This window comes from Bifidobacterium sp. (assembly GCF_051876855.1).
Taxonomy (GTDB): domain Bacteria; phylum Actinomycetota; class Actinomycetes; order Actinomycetales; family Bifidobacteriaceae; genus Bifidobacterium.
This window is the reverse complement of record NZ_JBJEIH010000015.1, coordinates 1-17,175: the sequence shown is the minus strand read 5'-3', so window position 1 is coordinate 17,175 and position 17,175 is coordinate 1. Positions and strand designations below refer to the sequence as shown.

The following is a 17,175-nucleotide window of genomic DNA, read 5'->3' as shown; positions in this document are numbered from 1 at the left end:
CGGCCCCGCCGCTGGCGATGATCGGTATGGTGACCTGCGAACGCATCGCACGAATCATCTCGAGATCGAATCCGTTCTCGGTTCCATCAGCATCCATTGAGTTCAGCAGTACTTCGCCTGCTCCAAGTTCCTGGGCCCGGCGGGCCCACCAGAGCGCGTCGATGCCGGTGGAATGGCGGCCACCCATGGTCGTCACTTCGAAACCCGACTGCGTGTGCTGCTCGCCGCGTTCGCGACGCGCATCCACGGAAAGCACCAGGACCTGGCTGCCGAAACGCTGGGAAATGTCGCTGATCAGCGTCGGATTGTTGATTGCGGCCGTGTTGACACTGACTTTGTCTGCGCCACACCGCAAGAGCTGGTCGACATCTTCGACGGAACGGACTCCACCGCCCACGGTAAGCGGGATGAACAGTTGCTGGGCCGTCCTGTTAACGACATCGAACATGGTGCGACGATGTCCTGTGGAAGCGGTCACATCAAGGAAGGTGAGTTCATCTGCGCCCTGACGATAATATTCGGCTGCTAGCTCCACCGGATCGCCCGCATCGCGGAGGTTCTCGAAATGCACGCCCTTGACCACACGACCTGCGTCGACGTCGAGGCACGGAATAACGCGAACCGCCAATGCCATTTGCGACTCCTTGTGTGAAGGGTGAAGCTTGCCTACACGTCACACCATAGCCGCTGGCCTAGAGCAATCCGGCGGTCCGTCTCACCAAGTGGGCGCACAATCTGGATTCGCGTCGTTTCAGGCGGTTTTCCTGTATTTCGCCGAAAGTTGCCCGCACGCGCCGTCGATATCCTGCCCACGGGTGTCCCGCAAAGTTGCCGTGATGCCTGCGCGGTGCAGGATGTCAAGGAATTGGCGCTCGTCCTCCGGTTTGGACGCGGTCCACTTTGATCCCTCGATGGGGTTGAGCGGAATAGGGTTGACATGCGCCCAGTCATCGCCGTAGTGGTTCAAGCGTTTCGCGAGCAGTCGGGCATGTTCAGCCTGGTCATTGATCCCCCGCATCAGCGCGTATTCTATGCTGACCCGGCGTTTGGTCGCCAGATAATAGTCATGGGCGGCATCGAGCACTTGGGTTGTGTTGAACCTGCGGTTCATCGGGACGAGTTCATCGCGCAGCTCGTCGCTAGGAGCATGCAGCGACACCGCGAGGCGGACTGGCAACCCCTCTTGGGCGAGTTTGCGGATGCCAGGCACGACGCCGACCGTTGAGACAGTGATGTTGCGTGCGGAGATGCCAAACCCCTCCGGCGGCATCGCGCTGATTTGCCGGACCGCGCTGATGACGGAACGGTAGTTGCCCATCGGCTCGCCCATGCCCATGAACACGACATTGCTCAATCGACATGGACCGCCGGTGATGCCGCCGTCACGTGCGGTTTTCGCAGCGATGCGCACCTGCTCAAGAATCTCGCCGGTCGACATGTTGCGCGTCAGTCCGAGCTGGCCGGTGGCACAGAACGGGCAGCCCATCCCGCAACCGACCTGGCTGGAGATACACAAGGTGGTGCGGCTCGGATACCGCATGAGCACGGATTCGATCATGGCCCCGTCAAACAGTCGCCACAGTGTCTTGATCGTCGTTCCCTCGTCCGCGCTCTGGTGCGTGACCTCATGGATGAGTTCCGGGAAGAACGCTTCCTGTGCAGTGGCGCTGAGTTTCGACGGGAAATCAGTGAATGATTCGACATCCGTATCGAAATGCGCGAAATAGTGGTTGGCGAGCTGCTTGACACGGAATTTGGGCATGCCAATCGCCTTCGCCGCTGCTACACGTTCCTCAGGGCTCATATCGACCAAGTGGACCGGCGGTTTGCCGCGCCGGGCATGGTCCTTGGCAAGCACATCGCGGAATGCGCCGGTGGTGCCTCCCGGCGTGATGCCGGTCTCCGGCGTCTGCCCCGAGTTCACATCGCCGTCATCGTGCGTGGTCATACATGCTCCTGTCAATTGTGTTGCTTGGTTCCCGTATGCGGGCGTACTTGTGGCATGCCGTCTTGAATGATGTCAACGGCTTGTCGGGGTCATAGACCTGTGACGTACAGCAGCGCCATCATGAACGGCGCGGTCAGCAGAATGGAATCGACGCGGTCCATCACGCCGCCGTGTCCTTTGAGCAGATGCCCCATATCTTTGATGCCGATGTCACGCTTGAGCATGGATGCGCACAGGTCGCCGAACGTGCCCACAACGCCCATGAGGACTCCGACCGCTATCGGCACCCACCAGCGGGATGCCCACAGGGAAGGGTAGGTGCATGCGAAGATGGCGAACGCGCCCGCCATGGCGAACAGGATCGAACCGAGTAGCCCTTCCACAGATTTCTTGGGTGAAATACGTGGAGACAGCTTATGCTTGCCGAACCAGGCGCCGGCGAACAAGCCGCCTGTATCGCTCAACGCAGGCAGGAACACAATCATGATGGCATGAGCGAAGGCATGGCCATGGAAAGTCAGCGACAATGCGATGAAGGACGCGATCAGCGGGATATACAACACGGCGAAGACGGAGACTGCAACGCTGGTCAGCCGACTGTGCTGGATGGTGGCGGAACCGTGGTTGAAGGAGGATTCGAGCCTCGCGCCGGCGTTCGTCTGTGCGAGTTTCCGCTCGACCTCCATGCTCAGACGGTCGCCGAAGCTGAAATTCGCGGTGGCGCTCAGTGTGACGAGCACGATGGAGAGCATGATGCACAAGGCCATGGTCGATACATGCCAAGGCGAATAGTAGGTCGCCAGTAGTGTGACAGTTGAGCAGATCCACAGCATCACCACCGGAATGTGCATGCCGGCGATTGCGAAATCGACTCGAAGCTCCCACAAGGCGAGAATCATGAAGACGACGAGCAGCACCATGAACACGTCCATGCTGATCGCCAGGCATGCGATGATGATCGCGATCAATACGACGGCCGTTGCTATTGCCTGCGGCATGTTGCGACCCGTCTTCTTGTTGATTTCCTCTATCGTTTCGTCGGCGTTGCCGTCATGCTCTACATGTTTGTCCATCATCATCCCTTATCGGCTCACCATCGGAAAACGGGCCCCGACATCCGTGTGTACGGCATGATCGAGGCCCGTCGTGTAGGGGTCCTCAGACCTCCATGATCTCCTTCTGCTTGGTTTCCAGCAGAGAATCAAGTTCGTCTGTGAACTGCTTGGTGATCTTGTCAAGCTCCTTGAGCTGACGATCGCCGTCGTCCTCACCCAAATCGCCGTCCTTGACGGACTTGTCGATGGTCTCCTTGGCCTTGCGACGGATGTTGCGAACCGCCACCTTGCCCTCTTCGGCCTTGGTCTTGGCGATCTTCACATACTCCTTGCGGCGTTCCTCGGTCAGTTCGGGCATGGTCGCGTAGATGACGCTGCCTTCCCTGCGGGGGCTGACGCCGAGATCGGAGTCGCGGATGGCCTTTTCGACGGCGTTCGCCTGAGAGGCGTCATAAGGGGTGACTGCCAGCGTACGCGGTTCCGGAACGCCGATGGTGGCGACGGCCTTGATTGGCGTAGGCACCCCGTAATATTCAACGGTCAGGCCGTTGAGCAGCGCCGGGTTCGCGCGCCCGGTACGGATGCCGGTGAAGTTCTCCTTGGTGGCTTCGACGGACTTGCCCATCTGTTCCTTGGCTTGTTCGATGACTGTGGCCATGATATCTCCTTTGGCGGATTCGTCGTTGAACGACTGGTTGTTCTTATTGTATCGTCATGCGGCGGCGAATCGGCGCACGACGCTTGGTGTTCAGTCGACGAGCGTCGATTGGGCGGTTGACACGAGCGTGCCGAGCTGTTCGCCGAGCAGGGCCTTGGTGACATTGCCCGGCTCCTCGAGCCCGAATACACGAATCGGCTTGCGGTTGTCGCGTGCCATGGACAATGCGGACGCGTCCATGACCGCGAGGTTGTCGACCAGGGCGCGATTGTAACTGAGCGTGGCGAAACGCTGCGCGTTTTCGACTCTGCGTGGATCGGCGGTATACACGCCGTCAACGCCGTTCTTGCCCATCAACACTTCGTCACAGTGGATTTCCAGAGAACGCTGGATGGAAACCGTGTCAGTGGAGAAATACGGCATGCCTGCACCGGCGCCGAAAATCACCACGCGGCCCTTTTCCAGATGCCTGATGGCCTTGAGAGGGATATACGGCTCGGCAACCTGCCCCATCGCGATGGCCGTTTGCACACGGGTGGCCTGGCCTTCCTGTTCCAGGAAGTCCTGCAAAGCGAGGCAATTCATAACCGTGCCGAGCATGCCCATGTAATCGCCGCGGCTGCGGTCGATGCCGGCCTGCTGAAGTTCTGCTCCGCGGAAGAAGTTGCCGCCGCCGGTGACGATGGCCACCTGAACGCCCTGACGCACTGCGGGAACGATTTCCTGGGCGATGCGCCGCACCACTTTCGTATCGATACCGACTGCTCCCCCGCCGAACGCTTCGCCTGAGAGCTTGAGCAACACCCTGCGTGGCTTATCCGTGCCAGTCATATTTGGGCCTTTCTGTGCCTGTCTTATCATTGCCGCCTATACACTGTAGCGTCGATGAACGACAGGCGCGCATGCACTTGCCCGCGGGCGGTACATCACCGCCTGGAGGTTCGCATACAGCTCAAGATAAGAAAACCCGCTGTGGCCAGTTACATGTGACTGACCACAGCGGGTATCAGTTCTGCGCCCGCGGTTTCAACCCTCAGGTGATGGCACGGGCCGGGCTGTCAGAGGACTCAGTCCTCTTCGTCGCCCTTGCCGACTTCGATACGGGCGAAAGCAATCGCCTTCGCACCGGCTTCGTCGAACAGCTTGCCGACGGTCTTGGACGGATCCTTGACATAATCCTGATCCAGAAGCACCGCTTCCTTGTAGAAGGCGTTGAGACGGCCTTCGACGATCTTCGGCGCGATCTTGTCGATGACGGCCTGCGGCTTGCCCTTGGCGGCGAGCTCGTCCGAAGTCTTCTCAGTCGCGATACGACGCTCGGACTCGAGAACGGTCGGATCGACGTCCTCACGGGTGAGCCAGCGCGGGCTCATCGCGGAAATCTGCAGCGCGGCCTCGTGAGCGACCTTTTCACCGGCTTCGTCAGTGGCGATGAGGGCCACGATGGACGGCGGCATTTCGGCGGACTTGCGATGCGCGTAAATCTCGACATGCGGTCCGGCGATCTTGGCGAACTGGCCGACCTTGACATGCTCGCCGAAGAGCGCGGCGGCCTGTTCGATGTCCAGCTTGACATCGCCGTCAGCGGTCTTTGCTGCAAGCACGTCGTCCACGTTGTTCGCGTCGGCGGCGATGGCCGCGTCCAGCACGGACTCTGCGAACTCGACGAACTTCGGGGTCTTCGCCACGAAATCGGTCTCGGAATTGATTTCAACGGCGTAGCCGACCTCGCCGTCCGCGGTCTTGACGACCTTGGACGCGATGGTGCCTTCCTGGGCCTTACGGCCTTCGCGCTTACCCGCTGCCGCGATGCCCTTGGCGCGGATGATTTCCTTGGCGCGGGCGACATCGCCTTCGGCTTCGGTAAGAGCCTTCTTCACATCCATCATGCCGGCGCCGGTTTCTTCACGCACCTGCTTGATCAGAGCTGCAGTGATAGCTGCCATGTGTTGTCTCCTCTTGATTTTGAAGTGATACCCAGCGGCGGGAGATGGTTGGTCTCCCGCCGCCTAGGATAACAAATGCCGCGAATCAGGCCTTGGGCTCTTCGCTCTTGGCTTCTTCGGCCTCGGCAGTCGGGGCGTCCTTGGTCAGGAGCTCCTTCTCCCAAGCAGCCATCGGCTGCTCGGACTTGTCATCGGCCTTGGCCGCCTTGCCGGAACGCTCGAGCAGACCGTCGGCGACGGCGTCAGCCATCAGGCTGGTGAGCAGTTCGATGCCGCGGATCGCGTCATCGTTCGCCGGAATCGGGTAGTCGACCAGATCCGGGTCGGTGTTGGTGTCAACGATGGCGACCACCGGGATGCCCAGCTTGTGGGCTTCGGAGACAGCCAGCGCTTCCTTGTTGATGTCCACGACGAACAGCACCGAAGGAGTGCGGTTCATGTTGCGGATACCGCCAAGCTGCTTCTCCAGCTTGTCCTTCTCGCGCTCAAGCAGCAGCAGTTCCTTCTTGGTCAGGCCGGAACCACGCACGTCGGTGAAGTCCATCTCTTCGAGTTCCTTGAGACGGGCGACGCGCTTGGACACGGTCTGGAAGTTGGTGAGCATGCCACCGAGCCAGCGCTCGGAGACATACGGCATACCGACGCGGGTCGCCTGGTTCTTGATGGCTTCCTGCGCCTGCTTCTTGGTGCCCACGAAGAGAACCGTGCCGTTGTGAGCAACGGTTTCCTTGATGAAGTCGTAGGCGACGTCAATCAGATCAAGGGACTTGAACAGATTGATGATGTGGATGCCGTTGCGCTCCATGAGGATGTACTGCTTCATCTTCGGATTCCAACGGCGGGTCTGATGGCCGAAATGGAGACCGGCCTTCAGCATGTCGCTCATAGTGATCTGAGCCATGGTACTGCTACCTTTCATTGTCGGTTATTGCCTGGCCATGTGCCTCCGCGTGCAACCTGATACCAGGCCGACCGACACGGGGCGTCGCGGACATGACGCGAATTATGCGCCGGTTGGACAATGGGTGCCTCCCTGCCGCGCGACTGGCATGGAAGCGATGTGGCGCACGGGGCAAAATAATAGCACGGACCGGGGATTTCCCGATCCGTGCCATCAACCGGTCTGCCGCCCGGTCAGCGTTCGCCGCGCAGCTGCCTCATAGCAGCCCTGCGCTCGCTTTTCTCCAGGCGGTCCAGATAAATGTGGCCGTCAAGATGATCCGTCTCATGCTGCAGCATTCTTCCCATGATGCCCTTGCCTTCGAGCACGACGGTCTTGCCGTCGAGGTCGATGCCACGCACCCGGGCGTAATCGGCACGACGGGTCTTATACCACAAGCCGGGAACGGACAGGCAGCCTTCATCGCCGTATTGTTCGCCCTGCTTGTCTTCGATCACCGGGTTGAGAACATAGCCGACCTTGCCTTCGATGTTGTATGAGAAGGCGCGCAGTCCCACGCCAATCTGGTTCGCCGACAGCCCTGCACGACCGGGATCGTCGACGGTGTCGAGCAGGTCCTGCACCAAGCGGCGGATTGCCGGCGTGATTGTGGTGATCTCATCGCACGGGGTGCGCAGGATGGGATCGGGAATCACTCGAATCTCTCTGATTGCCAATTGTCACTTCTCCTCTGTCTCGTTGGTGTTCTCATTGCCGTTGTCCTGGCTTCCGGCTTCCGCGCCCTGCGCGAGGTCCGAGTCAGCGCTTTCGCCTTGCCGCTTGGCACGAAGTTCAGCCATATTTGACTTGGCCTGATCAATGGCCTGCTTGACCTTCGGGCTGACGGTCTCGGAGACCTGCGACACCGTTTCCGCTGTCTTGTCGAACAGCTTCACAGTCGCGGGAATCGGCGCGGACGGGCTTTTCGGCGTATAAATGACATGTTCGATGATGTCGTCGTAATGCTCAATGACCTTCTTGCGCACTACTTTCATGCTCGGGGTGAGTGTGCCGGCGTCCTGGCTGAAATCATCGGGGAGGATGGCGAACTTGCGCACCGATTCCGCGCGGGAGACGGAGCTGTTTGCCTGATCGATGTACTGCTGCACGAACGCCCTGACGGCATCGTTGTTCGCGATCTGGTCCATCGGCATCTCTGCGTCCATGCCTTGGTTCTTCAGCCAATCACGGGTCATCTCTTCGTCGAGCGCGATGAGCGCCGCCACGAACGGTCGTCCATCGCCGATCACCACGGCGTGCGAGACGATCGGGCAGGTGTTGATCGTATCCTCCAACGGTGCCGGGCTGATGTTCTTACCGCCCGCGGTGATGATGATGTCCTTCTTGCGGCCGGTGATGAACAGGAATCCGCGGTCGTCGATATAGCCGATATCGCCGCTGTGCAGCCAGCCGTCGGGTTCAAGGACTTCGGCGGTGAGTTCAGGCTGCTTGAAATAGCCTTTGAACACATTCGGGCCTTTGATTTCGACTTCGCCGTCATCCAGCGTCCTGATGGCGATGCCGGGGCCGGGGCGGCCGACCGAACCCACTTCGTTCGCATCTTCGAAGTTGACCACGCACGGTGCCGCGGTTTCCGTCATGCCGTACCCCTGGATGAAGGTGATTCCGTCCATGCCATTGAAGAAATGGGCGAGGTCGGCGTTGATGGGTGCGCCGCCGCAAGCCAGATACTTGAGGTTCGGGCCGAGCGCGGAACGCATCGATTTGCCGACAGTGTCCATGTAGAAACGATGCTGGATCCGCTCCCCCAAGGTGTGACGGCCCTGGTGCTCGTCCTCATCCTTCGACCATTGGGCGAAATGCTTGAACGCCTTGGCGAACACGCGGCCCTGGAAGCCGGCGCCGGCCTTCTGCGAAGCCGCGTTGTAGACCTTCTCGAACACGCGCGGCACGCCGAGCAGATACGTCGGCTTGAAACTGCGCAAATCGGCGAGCAGGTGCTTTGCGGTGGGAATATACCCCACCACGCCCTGGGCGCCGATTGCGGTGTACTGGATGTACCTTGCGAAGCAGTGGGCCAGCGGTAGGAACAGCAGCAGACGGCTTGGCTGGTACAGCATATCGTCGAGCACGTCGTAGCCTGCGTAGACGATATGGGTGAAGTTGCGGCTGGTGAGCATCGCACCTTTGGGCTTGCCCGTTGAGCCTGAAGTGTACACGATAGTCGACACGTCATCGGCCTTGACCTTGCCCATGGCGAGGGCGAGCTCGTCATCGGTGACGGATTCTCCGAAATCGACGACGGCGTTAAGCCCGTCGGTCTGGAAGTTGAATACGTAGGTCAGGTCAGGGCTGTCACGCCGGATGGCGTCAAGCGTATGGGCGTGAGATTCATCGCCGGCGAATGCGATGATCGGCTTGACATCTTGGACGATGCTTGCCGCCTGCTTGGCGGAGTCGGTCTCGTAAATCGGCACGGTGACCGCACCGATCGCCGAGCATGCGAAATCCACAATCGCCCAGTCGTAGCAGGTGGCGGAGTAAATGACCACCATGCTGCCGTGCTTGACGCCGATGCCCAACAGGCCGCGAGCGACGGCACGGACACGGTCATCCATCTCCTGCGCGCTGACCGTGTGCCATACGCGGTCGCGTTCGCTTTGCCATTCGGCGATCGCTCCTTGTGGATCGCGTTGTGCGCGCTTCGCAAGGAGCGAGTAGACCGTATCGTCATCCGTGGTCTGATAGACCGGATCAACAGAAAATTCTTTCAGCATGTGTTCAACTATAGTCCTATGACATGCTCGGAACATGGATGTTCGCTGGGATTGGTCAGCCGATGTCCGCGAGGTCGCAGATCCACCGGCTTGCTTTTCGGCGGAAGACAAGCATCGAATGGAACACCACGGTGCCGATGTTGACGTTGACCGTGCATTCCATCAATTCACTGGTCACCAGCGCGAAATGAATCCATTGCGGCATGGGCGGTACCAGTTTGATCATCGCGTTTTTCTCGTCTTCGAGGTTGAGAATGTCATAGCAGCCTACCAGCTGCCACATGAATTCAAGGCGTTCGATGCATTGAGGAGCAAGATGTTTGCGCAACAAGGGCGTCACGCCACGCCCGCGATAGGTGTCGGCGAGCATGCACGCCATGTTGTAGACGAGGAATGCGTATTCCTGGCAGAATTTCACACTGAATGTGTCTGGGGCTTCGGGAAAGAAACCGACGATGCGCACGGGGACCGTGATCCCGAAGGAGCCCACGGTGATATTGCCTTCCATTCTGGGCAGGTTGCGTTCGTACCGGTATGTCCACAGTTCGGTGTTGTCGTTCATATAGTGTTCCCCTCCCGGGCTTCGTTGCTCGCCGGCCTGTTGCCGGATGACTATTCAAGGGGAACAGAAAAATCCCGCCATGTCAACCGGCATGACGGGATATGTGGATATGTGGATAACTTGCCTCGGTCAGCGGCCAGAGGAGGTGACGACCACCGAGCAACGCTGGAAATTCTTCACGTCGACATACCCGGTGGATGCCATGGCGCGGCGAAGCGCACCGATGAAATTGGTCGTGCCGTCGGCCTGATGGCTCGGCCCGTACAGAATCTCCTTGAGGGAAGCGACCGTGCCGACATTGGTTCTCTTGCCTCTCGGCAGCGTCTGATGCCGCGCTTCGGAACCCCAATGCATGCCATGGCCGGGAGCCTCGGTCGCACGGGCGAGCGGCGAGCCCAGCATCACCGCGTCGGCACCGAGCGCGAAAGCCTTGATGAAGTTGCCCGACGAGCCCATGCCGCCGTCGGCGATGAGCTGGACATACCGTCCGCCGGATTCATCCATGTAGTCGCGCCTCGCCTCGGCGATGTCCGCGATGGCGGTGGCCATAGGGGCTTGAAGGCCGATGGTGTTAAGCGTCCCCGAGACTGCGCCGCCGCCGAAGCCGACGAGCACGCCCGCGGCGCCTGTGCGCATCAGATGCAGTGCCGCGGTGTAATTCGTGGCGCCTCCTACGATGACGGGGACATCAAGGTCGTAAATAAACTTCTTAAGATTCAGCGGCTCATGATCGGTGGACACATGTTCCGCCGACACCGCGGTGCCGCGGATGACGAACAGATCCACACCAGCATCGATCACGGTGGAATACAGCTCCTGCGTACGCTGCGGGCTCAGCGCGCCGGCGACGGTCACGCCCGCCTTGCGGATCTCATGAAGGCGTTGCGTAATCAGCTCGGGCTTGATCGGCTCGGCATAGATTTCCTGCATGCGACGTGTCGCCTGCTCTTCGGGCAACGTGGCGATTTCGTCGAGCAGCGGCTTGGGGTCCTCATACCGCGTCCACAAGCCTTCGAGGTCGAGGACACCGAGTCCGCCGAGACGACCCATTTCGATGGCCGTTTCCGGGCTCGTCACCGAATCCATCGGCGCGGCGATGACCGGGATGTCGAACTCGTAGGCGTCGATCTGCCATGCTGTGCTGACGTCCTGCGGATCGCGCGTACGGCGGGACGGGACGATGGCGACATCATCCAGAGAGTATGCGAGCCGGGCCTTCTTGCCCAGACCGATTTCAATTTCCTGAGACATGGTTTCAAGGCTAATGCGAACTCGTGACGAACGCCACGGCGTTTCCACCGACTGAAATCTGACGGGGCTTCACAGACGCGGGAAGCGTCCCAGACCGCTCATGCGTCCAACATCGTGGACGTGGTCACGCATTCGTTATGGGTTTGCGGTATGAATAAGATATCGCATAACCTTCACAACCCCGTGAGGAGGGCAATTCATGGCCAAGATTAAGGTCGAAGGCAAGGTCGTCGAGCTCGACGGAGACGAAATGACCCGCGTGATCTGGAAGGATATCAAGGATCGTCTGATCCTGCCATATCTCGACATCGACTTGGAATACTACGATCTGGGCATCAAGAACAGGGACGCCACCGACGACCAGGTGACCATTGACGCGGCCAACGCAATCAAGCGTGAGCATGTCGGCGTCAAATGTGCAACCATCACCCCGGACGAGGCTAGGGTCAAGGAATTCGGTCTTAAGAAGATGTGGAAGTCCCCCAACGGCACTATCCGCAACATCCTCGGCGGCACCATCTTCCGCGAGCCGATTGTGATCTCCAACATCCCGAGGCTCGTTCCCGGCTGGACCAAGCCGATTGTCGTCGCCCGCCATGCGTTCGGCGACCAGTACAAGGCGACCGATTTCAAGGTCGATCGTCCCGGCCGCCTCACGGTGACCTTCACTCCGGACGACGGCAGCGATCCGATCGAGCATGTGGTCTTCGACTATCCAGGCGCCGGCGTTGCGCAGGTGCAGTACAACGTGGCCGAATCCATCCGCGGATTCGCACGTGCATGCTTCCGCTACGGGCTGCAGCGTCACCTGCCGGTGTATCTGTCCACGAAGAATACGATCCTCAAGGCATACGACGGCGAATTCAAAGATATCTTCGCCGAGGTCTTCGAAACCGAATTCAAGGACCAGTACGCCGCGGAAGGCCTAACTTACGAGCATCGCCTCATCGATGACATGGTGGCGAGCTCGCTGAAGTGGCACGGCGGGTATATCTGGGCGTGCAAGAACTATGACGGCGATGTCCAGTCCGACAGCGTCGCCCAGGGCTTCGGTTCGCTCGGCCTCATGACGTCCGTGCTTATGACGCCGGACGGCCAGACCGTCGAAGCCGAAGCGGCGCACGGCACCGTCACCCGGCATTACCGTCGTTGGCTCAAGGGCGAGAAGACCTCGACCAACCCGATCGCCTCCATCTTTGCCTGGACCGGTGGCCTCAAGCACCGCGCCAAGCTGGACAACACGCCTGAAGTGGCGCATTTCGCCGAGACCCTCGAGCATGTGATCATCCACACCGTGGAGTCCGGCCGTATGACCAAGGATCTTGCCATGCTTGTCGGCCCCGACCAGCCGTGGCTTGACACCCAGGGCTTCATGGACGCCCTCGACGAGGAACTGTCTCGGGCGCTCGCCGAGTAACGTCGAGCAGTTCGTGGAGGTATTGCCCGGGAACATTTTGTTCCCGGGCATTGCTGTATCCGGTAAGGTATACCATACGTGGGCACGTTCGGACGGAAAGGTTGATATGGGATCGCATCGCATCGGCACGTTGAAGGCTTTGGTCGCATCTGTCGCGTGCATCGGCCTGCTGTCCATGGCGGGCGCATGCGGCACAGGCGGCGACGAACAGCCGACCGGTACCGCGACAACCGGCTTGGGATCGGTAGCCATCTTCACCCCATCCGATGGCATCACCATCTCGCAGCACACGCCGCTGAACAAGTGGGCAAAACTTGTGCCGAGCATCAAAAGCGAGCTGGTGGAACAAGGATTTGCAGCCAAGCAGATCAGCACGCATACGGACAGCAATCTCGACAAGCAGAGCCAAGACATCCAGGATTATGTCGTGTCCCGGGCCGCTGAGGCCTCATCGAAGCATTCCTCGACGGGTAACGCGACTACCTTGATTGTCGCGCCTTGCACGTCAACGGACAGTACCACAACGCAATACGGTGATTATGTCACCACTCCCCTGGATTCCGAATCATCATCAAACGGCAACGACGCCGCAGCGGATAAGCGGATGGACAGCGCATTGACGCTCGCTCGGAAATCCGGCATGCATGTCATCGTGTTGTCCAACGACATCGGCGGGTTCTCGCCGGATGCATTCGTACAGATGTCAACAGCCAGAAGCATCGGCGAAATCCAGGCAAAGCAGCTGGTCAGCAAACTGCAACTCGATTCGGCCTCCGCCGCGAATCCGAAAACCATCGAAGTTTTTCTGCCCGTCGGTTCCGCCAAAGATGAAGACCAATCGGTATCCATGGCCTTCGCCAAAGAGGCGTTCAAAGGCATCTGGAATGTGCTTGGCACATATTTCAAATCGGGAGTCGTGATCAGCGCCTCCGACACACTTACTGCGTCCACGTCGGCGACAAGCTGGAGTTCCGTGGCGTTCACGGCGTCAGGTGACAACGACATCAAACAGGAGCTTGATTCCAGACTGGAACCTGATGGCGCTACGAAACCGGTCCATATCGACGGCATCATCGCGATGAACGACTACATCGCATCGGTAATCGTGCAAGAACTTGACGCGCTCGGATATGAGGGGTCTTCGGCTGAAATCAACCCGTCGATATCGATTCTTGGCATCGTCGGCAATCTTGCCGGCCACAAGGATCTCACCAAGTCTGCCGTCCCATCCCCCGCCGGCTCAGGACAGGCTGATACGTCCTCGGAAGTTTCCCTGCAATGGCCGATTGTGACCGGATACGGGGCGTATACCGATATGCTTCCCGATATCGTGAACGGCAAGTTGTGGATGACCGCCCTCGAAGACCGTGCCAAGCTGGCGACGGGCATCGCGAATTTGAGTCGGCAGCTGGCGTCCGGCGGGGATGTGACCGCATTACAATCGGTGAGCAAGACCACGATCAACGGCAAGGCGGTGCCCACACTCACGCAACCTCTGATTGCGGTGAGCGCGTCGAATCTCAAGAGCGAGCTCATCGATTCGGGGTATGTCACCTTGGCCGATGCCGGGCTGTGATTGCTCGAGCTTGGTGTTTTTCGCTCGGGTGGGTATGGCTGTAAGTCTGCTGTAACGGCTGTCTCGGCTGTGATGCATGTGACGGCTGCGATGTCTGCGACGGCTGATCCGACGTCAGCTGCGAGGGCTTCAATCGCCGACCTGCACAGGTTTGAGCGCGATGGTTCTGGGCAGAATCAACGTGGACGGGTCAAGATAGTTGTCGGACGAATCCATGACGCCCCAATGGACGCAGAAATCAAGACAATGATCGGACAACCCATCGGCGACACCAAAAGGTTGACCCCTGAAAACCGGAGCGCCGGTTTCCAAGTCGCTGTGCGCCGGTTCGAATGTGGATGTCAACCCGCTGGCGTGCTTGATGCTGATCACGTCTTTGCCGGCGACCGTTCCGTTGAAGGAGATGACGCCATCATCGGGTGCAATGAGAGCAGTGCCAGGGCCGGCAGTGATATCGACTCCCCTGTGTCCAGTGGCCCAGCGCTTGGACGGACGGTCGAAGGCTTTGGAAATGCGAGCGTCGGCAACCGGCAGCACCATCCGAGTACGGCATTGGCGGGCGGCACCGGAGTTTGACGTATTGCTGTTGCGAATAGCGGACATTTGCACTGACGATGTTGTCACTGACGATGCCGCTGGGGATTGATCTGGATTACCGCTGCTTGTGGCGGATGCCGTCATGCCAGCCGGAGCCGGTTGAAGTGTTGTGAGGCGAGTTGTTAGTGTGTCTTGGCTCGCCGCTTCGGTATTGCTTCGGCATGATGCGGTTCCGGTCGCCGACACGATGGCCGGGTTCTGTGATGACTGACCGCCCGGACTGAAAATGTCAGAAATATCCGAATGCGAACCCTGTGCCGGAACAAGACCGAAGCATGCGATGAGTATGCAGGCAATCCGGGCGAACGCAGAGAAGGGCTGCGTTGTTGGCTTCGATGTGGACTTCGATATGAACATAAGATCCCCGTTCCCTGTGATGATGCGCTGTGCCGTCACGTTGTGTTCAGGCACATACAGTGCATCGTGCCATGATTGCCTTGACTGGGACAAGCCGCAGTGGTACATGTGGTCAGAAGTTGCGGGGCGTACGCGGGATACAATACGGGCCGGCGTATGTCGTATACGCCGGCCCGGAACATAATCAGCCGCGGATTGGCCAATCACATATGGTGATCAGTCAGATTGCGCATCCGTTCGCGTCGAGATTGGGATTGTCCTTGGAATTGCCCGCGACGAAGAACAGGCTAATGACCGCGACGGCGAAGACCGAAGCGATGGTGATGATCAGCCACATCGGCACGGATGGAATCCACATGATGACAAGGAATGAGATTGCGCACAGCAGAATCAGCGTCCACGTGATGATGCGGAACACCTGACGCACTGAATGCGGGGTATGGCTCACCTTGGGGTTGTTGAGCGTGATGTCCTCGTCTTCATGGCGCTCTTTTTGAACGCTGGAAGAAGGTTTCCACTCGCCTTCCTGCTCATGCTCTTCGAGACGGCGAGAACGTTCCTGCAGGGCGTACTCGTCGACGAGTCCGCTACGATTGCCACCTTGTGCTTCATTGGCCTGCTGAGGCACTCCCTTGTTCTGCTTGCTGCGCTTCGCTGCTGCGCGACGCTCTGCTCGGTTCGGCATTTCGCTCCCTTCGCGTTGTTGGGTTATCGGTCACTAGTGTACTCGTCCTGTTAAGGTGCCGTTTGCGACTCTGTTGTTGTCGGCTATACCAGATGATTTGTACTGACTGTAAAGAATCTGATGGCGGATGGAATCAGGGTATTGCCTGATTCCATCCGCCATCAGTGAGTTGTCTTCCTGATTCAGCGGGGCAACATCATCGGGCGTTGTGTCGGCACGATGGGTGCCGGCAGCTCGGTCGATCCGGTGAGATACCGGTCAACGGCGGCCGCACAGCTGCGGCCTTCGGAAATCGCCCAGACGACGAGGCTCTGGCCGCGCCCGGCGTCGCCGCACACGAAGACGCCATCCTGCGAGGTGGCGAAATCGTCGTTGCGTGCGACGTTTCCGCGCTTGTCCAGTTCGACCGGCATCTGCTCCATGATTGAAGAGGTGTCCGGATGCAGGAACCCGACGGAAATCAGAACCAGATCCGCAGGAATGACTCGCTCGGTTCCGGGCTGGCGTGTGAACGGCCCGTTCTCGCCGGGAGCCACATCCACGATCTTCAGGCCGGTGACATGGCCGCGCTCATCCGCGAGGAATGCGGATGCGGTCGCGGAGTTCTCGACGGTTACCTTGTCGGCATCCGCATCTTCGAATTCCACGGAATCCACGTTGTACAGGTACGTGCCGCCCTCTTCCATCGACGAGGTCTTCTGGTAGGTGCGTGCATACGTCGGCCACGGGGAATTGTCCGGTCTGGAGGACGGTTCCTTCGGCATGATCTGCAGGACGGTGACGTCCTTCGCGCCTTGGCGGATTGCGGTTCCCAGGCAGTCGGAACCGGTATCGCCGCCGCCGATGACCACGACATGTTTGTCTTTCGCTGTGATGTCGTGAACCGGCTCAACGCCGTAGACGCGTCGAGTCGCATCAGGCAGGAATTCCATGGCGAAATGGATGCCGTCAAGCTCACGGCCGGGTAGCTTCATATCGCGCGGGACGGTAGAACCGATAGCTACCACGACGGCATCGTAACGATCACGAAGCTCGTCCCAGCTGATATCCTTGCCGATTTCGATATTGGTGCGGAACCGGGTGCCTTCGGCCTCCATCTGCTTGACTCTTCGGTCGAGCAGACGCTTGTCGAGCTTGAAATTCGGGATGCCGTAGCGCATAAGCCCGCCAATCGCGTCGTCACGCTCGTAGACGACAACCGTATGGCCTGCGCGGGTCAGCTGTTGGGCGCAAGCCAACCCCGAAGGGCCTGATCCGACGACCGCGACAGTCATATCGGTCAGACGTTCAGGCGGCATCGGCTTGACGTAATCAAGCGCCCACGCCTGATCGATGATGGTCTCCTCATCGTTCTTGATCATGGTCGGCGGCTGATGAATACCCAGCACGCACGCCTGCTCGCACAGCGCCGGGCAGATTCTGCCGGTGACCTCGGGGAAGTTGTT

The 17,175-nt window shown here is 59.4% G+C and carries 16 protein-coding genes; 2 read left to right on the top strand and 14 right to left on the bottom strand.

The features are described 5' to 3' along the window. From hisF to ACI38B_RS00795, 11 genes are all read right to left on the bottom strand, one after another. Positions 1 to 634, bottom strand: a 634-nt coding sequence (hisF, locus tag ACI38B_RS00845; protein WP_439729138.1) for an imidazole glycerol phosphate synthase subunit HisF, incomplete at its 3' end; no start/stop codon positions are given. Positions 635 to 751: 117 nt separating this feature from the next. Further along, positions 752 to 1,948 (bottom strand): 23S rRNA (adenine(2503)-C(2))-methyltransferase RlmN, encoded by a 1,197-nt coding sequence (gene rlmN / locus ACI38B_RS00840; RefSeq protein ID WP_439729137.1) that lies wholly within the window; start codon positions 1,946 to 1,948, stop codon positions 752 to 754. A gap of 89 nt (positions 1,949 to 2,037) precedes the next feature. Continuing rightward, positions 2,038 to 3,021, bottom strand: a complete 984-nt coding sequence (locus tag ACI38B_RS00835; RefSeq protein ID WP_439729136.1) for a phosphatidate cytidylyltransferase — start codon at positions 3,019 to 3,021, stop codon at positions 2,038 to 2,040. Between the two features lie 85 nt (positions 3,022 to 3,106). Continuing rightward, a complete protein-coding gene (frr, locus tag ACI38B_RS00830; protein WP_439729135.1) occupies positions 3,107 to 3,661 on the bottom strand; it encodes a ribosome recycling factor in 555 nt (184 codons plus the stop codon). A gap of 90 nt (positions 3,662 to 3,751) precedes the next feature. After that, on the bottom strand, positions 3,752 to 4,492 hold the full coding sequence (pyrH, locus tag ACI38B_RS00825; protein ID WP_439729134.1) for a UMP kinase: 741 nt from the start codon (positions 4,490 to 4,492) through the stop codon (positions 3,752 to 3,754). A 236-nt stretch (positions 4,493 to 4,728) separates the two neighbouring features. Further along, the gene (gene tsf / locus ACI38B_RS00820) at positions 4,729 to 5,607 is read right to left on the bottom strand and encodes a translation elongation factor Ts (RefSeq protein WP_033505567.1); all 879 of its coding nucleotides are present in this window, start codon (positions 5,605 to 5,607) and stop codon (positions 4,729 to 4,731) included. An 85-nt stretch (positions 5,608 to 5,692) separates the two neighbouring features. Next, positions 5,693 to 6,508: a 30S ribosomal protein S2 gene (gene rpsB / locus ACI38B_RS00815; RefSeq protein ID WP_015450536.1), complete on the bottom strand. Its 816-nt coding sequence runs from the start codon at positions 6,506 to 6,508 to the stop codon at positions 5,693 to 5,695. A gap of 233 nt (positions 6,509 to 6,741) precedes the next feature. Further along, positions 6,742 to 7,224 carry a peptide deformylase gene (locus ACI38B_RS00810; protein WP_015450535.1) on the bottom strand — a complete coding sequence of 161 codons (483 nt, stop codon included), beginning with the start codon at positions 7,222 to 7,224 and terminating at the stop codon, positions 6,742 to 6,744. A 3-nt stretch (positions 7,225 to 7,227) separates the two neighbouring features. Continuing rightward, positions 7,228 to 9,285: an AMP-dependent synthetase/ligase gene (locus ACI38B_RS00805; RefSeq protein ID WP_439729133.1), complete on the bottom strand. Its 2,058-nt coding sequence runs from the start codon at positions 9,283 to 9,285 to the stop codon at positions 7,228 to 7,230. 55 nt (positions 9,286 to 9,340) lie between these two features. Next, positions 9,341 to 9,847, bottom strand: coding sequence for a hypothetical protein (locus ACI38B_RS00800; protein ID WP_439729132.1), 507 nt, complete (start codon positions 9,845 to 9,847; stop codon positions 9,341 to 9,343). 129 nt (positions 9,848 to 9,976) lie between these two features. Further along, positions 9,977 to 11,098 (bottom strand): GuaB3 family IMP dehydrogenase-related protein, encoded by a 1,122-nt coding sequence (locus ACI38B_RS00795; RefSeq protein WP_439729131.1) that lies wholly within the window; start codon positions 11,096 to 11,098, stop codon positions 9,977 to 9,979. A gap of 199 nt (positions 11,099 to 11,297) precedes the next feature. On the opposite strand from ACI38B_RS00795, the gene ACI38B_RS00790 reads away from it, so the two are divergent. Together ACI38B_RS00790 and ACI38B_RS00785 are read left to right on the top strand one after the other, a co-directional pair. After that, positions 11,298 to 12,515, top strand: a complete 1,218-nt coding sequence (locus tag ACI38B_RS00790; RefSeq protein ID WP_439729130.1) for an NADP-dependent isocitrate dehydrogenase — start codon at positions 11,298 to 11,300, stop codon at positions 12,513 to 12,515. A 106-nt stretch (positions 12,516 to 12,621) separates the two neighbouring features. Further along, positions 12,622 to 14,091, top strand: a complete 1,470-nt coding sequence (locus tag ACI38B_RS00785; RefSeq protein WP_439729129.1) for a hypothetical protein — start codon at positions 12,622 to 12,624, stop codon at positions 14,089 to 14,091. Between the two features lie 129 nt (positions 14,092 to 14,220). On the opposite strand, the gene ACI38B_RS00780 is transcribed toward ACI38B_RS00785, so the two are convergent. The 3 genes from ACI38B_RS00780 to ACI38B_RS00770 all read right to left on the bottom strand — a co-directional run. After that, positions 14,221 to 14,694, bottom strand: a complete 474-nt coding sequence (locus tag ACI38B_RS00780; protein WP_439729128.1) for a M23 family metallopeptidase — start codon at positions 14,692 to 14,694, stop codon at positions 14,221 to 14,223. Positions 14,695 to 15,265: 571 nt separating this feature from the next. Next, positions 15,266 to 15,730, bottom strand: a complete 465-nt coding sequence (locus ACI38B_RS00775) for a membrane protein (protein WP_044091980.1) — start codon at positions 15,728 to 15,730, stop codon at positions 15,266 to 15,268. A 182-nt stretch (positions 15,731 to 15,912) separates the two neighbouring features. Beyond that, positions 15,913 to 17,175: glutamate synthase subunit beta (locus tag ACI38B_RS00770; RefSeq protein WP_439729127.1), on the bottom strand; the 1,263-nt coding region annotated here is incomplete at its 5' end.

Excerpts from the sequence above, each read along its gene's own strand:
- ACI38B_RS00805 (WP_439729133.1), bottom strand. The coding sequence starts at position 9,285 with ATGCTGAAAGAATTTTCTGTTGATCCGGTCTATCAGACCACGGATGAC.
- ACI38B_RS00780 (WP_439729128.1), bottom strand. The coding sequence starts at position 14,694 with ATGTCCGCTATTCGCAACAGCAATACGTCAAACTCCGGTGCCGCCCGC.
- ACI38B_RS00795 (WP_439729131.1), bottom strand. The coding sequence starts at position 11,098 with ATGTCTCAGGAAATTGAAATCGGTCTGGGCAAGAAGGCCCGGCTCGCA.
- ACI38B_RS00790 (WP_439729130.1), top strand. The coding sequence starts at position 11,298 with ATGGCCAAGATTAAGGTCGAAGGCAAGGTCGTCGAGCTCGACGGAGAC.
- rlmN (WP_439729137.1), bottom strand. The coding sequence starts at position 1,948 with ATGACCACGCACGATGACGGCGATGTGAACTCGGGGCAGACGCCGGAG.
- ACI38B_RS00785 (WP_439729129.1), top strand. The coding sequence starts at position 12,622 with ATGGGATCGCATCGCATCGGCACGTTGAAGGCTTTGGTCGCATCTGTC.
- ACI38B_RS00775 (WP_044091980.1), bottom strand. The coding sequence starts at position 15,730 with ATGCCGAACCGAGCAGAGCGTCGCGCAGCAGCGAAGCGCAGCAAGCAG.
- rpsB (WP_015450536.1), bottom strand. The coding sequence starts at position 6,508 with ATGGCTCAGATCACTATGAGCGACATGCTGAAGGCCGGTCTCCATTTC.
- ACI38B_RS00800 (WP_439729132.1), bottom strand. The coding sequence starts at position 9,847 with ATGAACGACAACACCGAACTGTGGACATACCGGTACGAACGCAACCTG.
- pyrH (WP_439729134.1), bottom strand. The coding sequence starts at position 4,492 with ATGACTGGCACGGATAAGCCACGCAGGGTGTTGCTCAAGCTCTCAGGC.
- frr (WP_439729135.1), bottom strand. The coding sequence starts at position 3,661 with ATGGCCACAGTCATCGAACAAGCCAAGGAACAGATGGGCAAGTCCGTC.
- ACI38B_RS00835 (WP_439729136.1), bottom strand. The coding sequence starts at position 3,021 with ATGGACAAACATGTAGAGCATGACGGCAACGCCGACGAAACGATAGAG.
- tsf (WP_033505567.1), bottom strand. The coding sequence starts at position 5,607 with ATGGCAGCTATCACTGCAGCTCTGATCAAGCAGGTGCGTGAAGAAACC.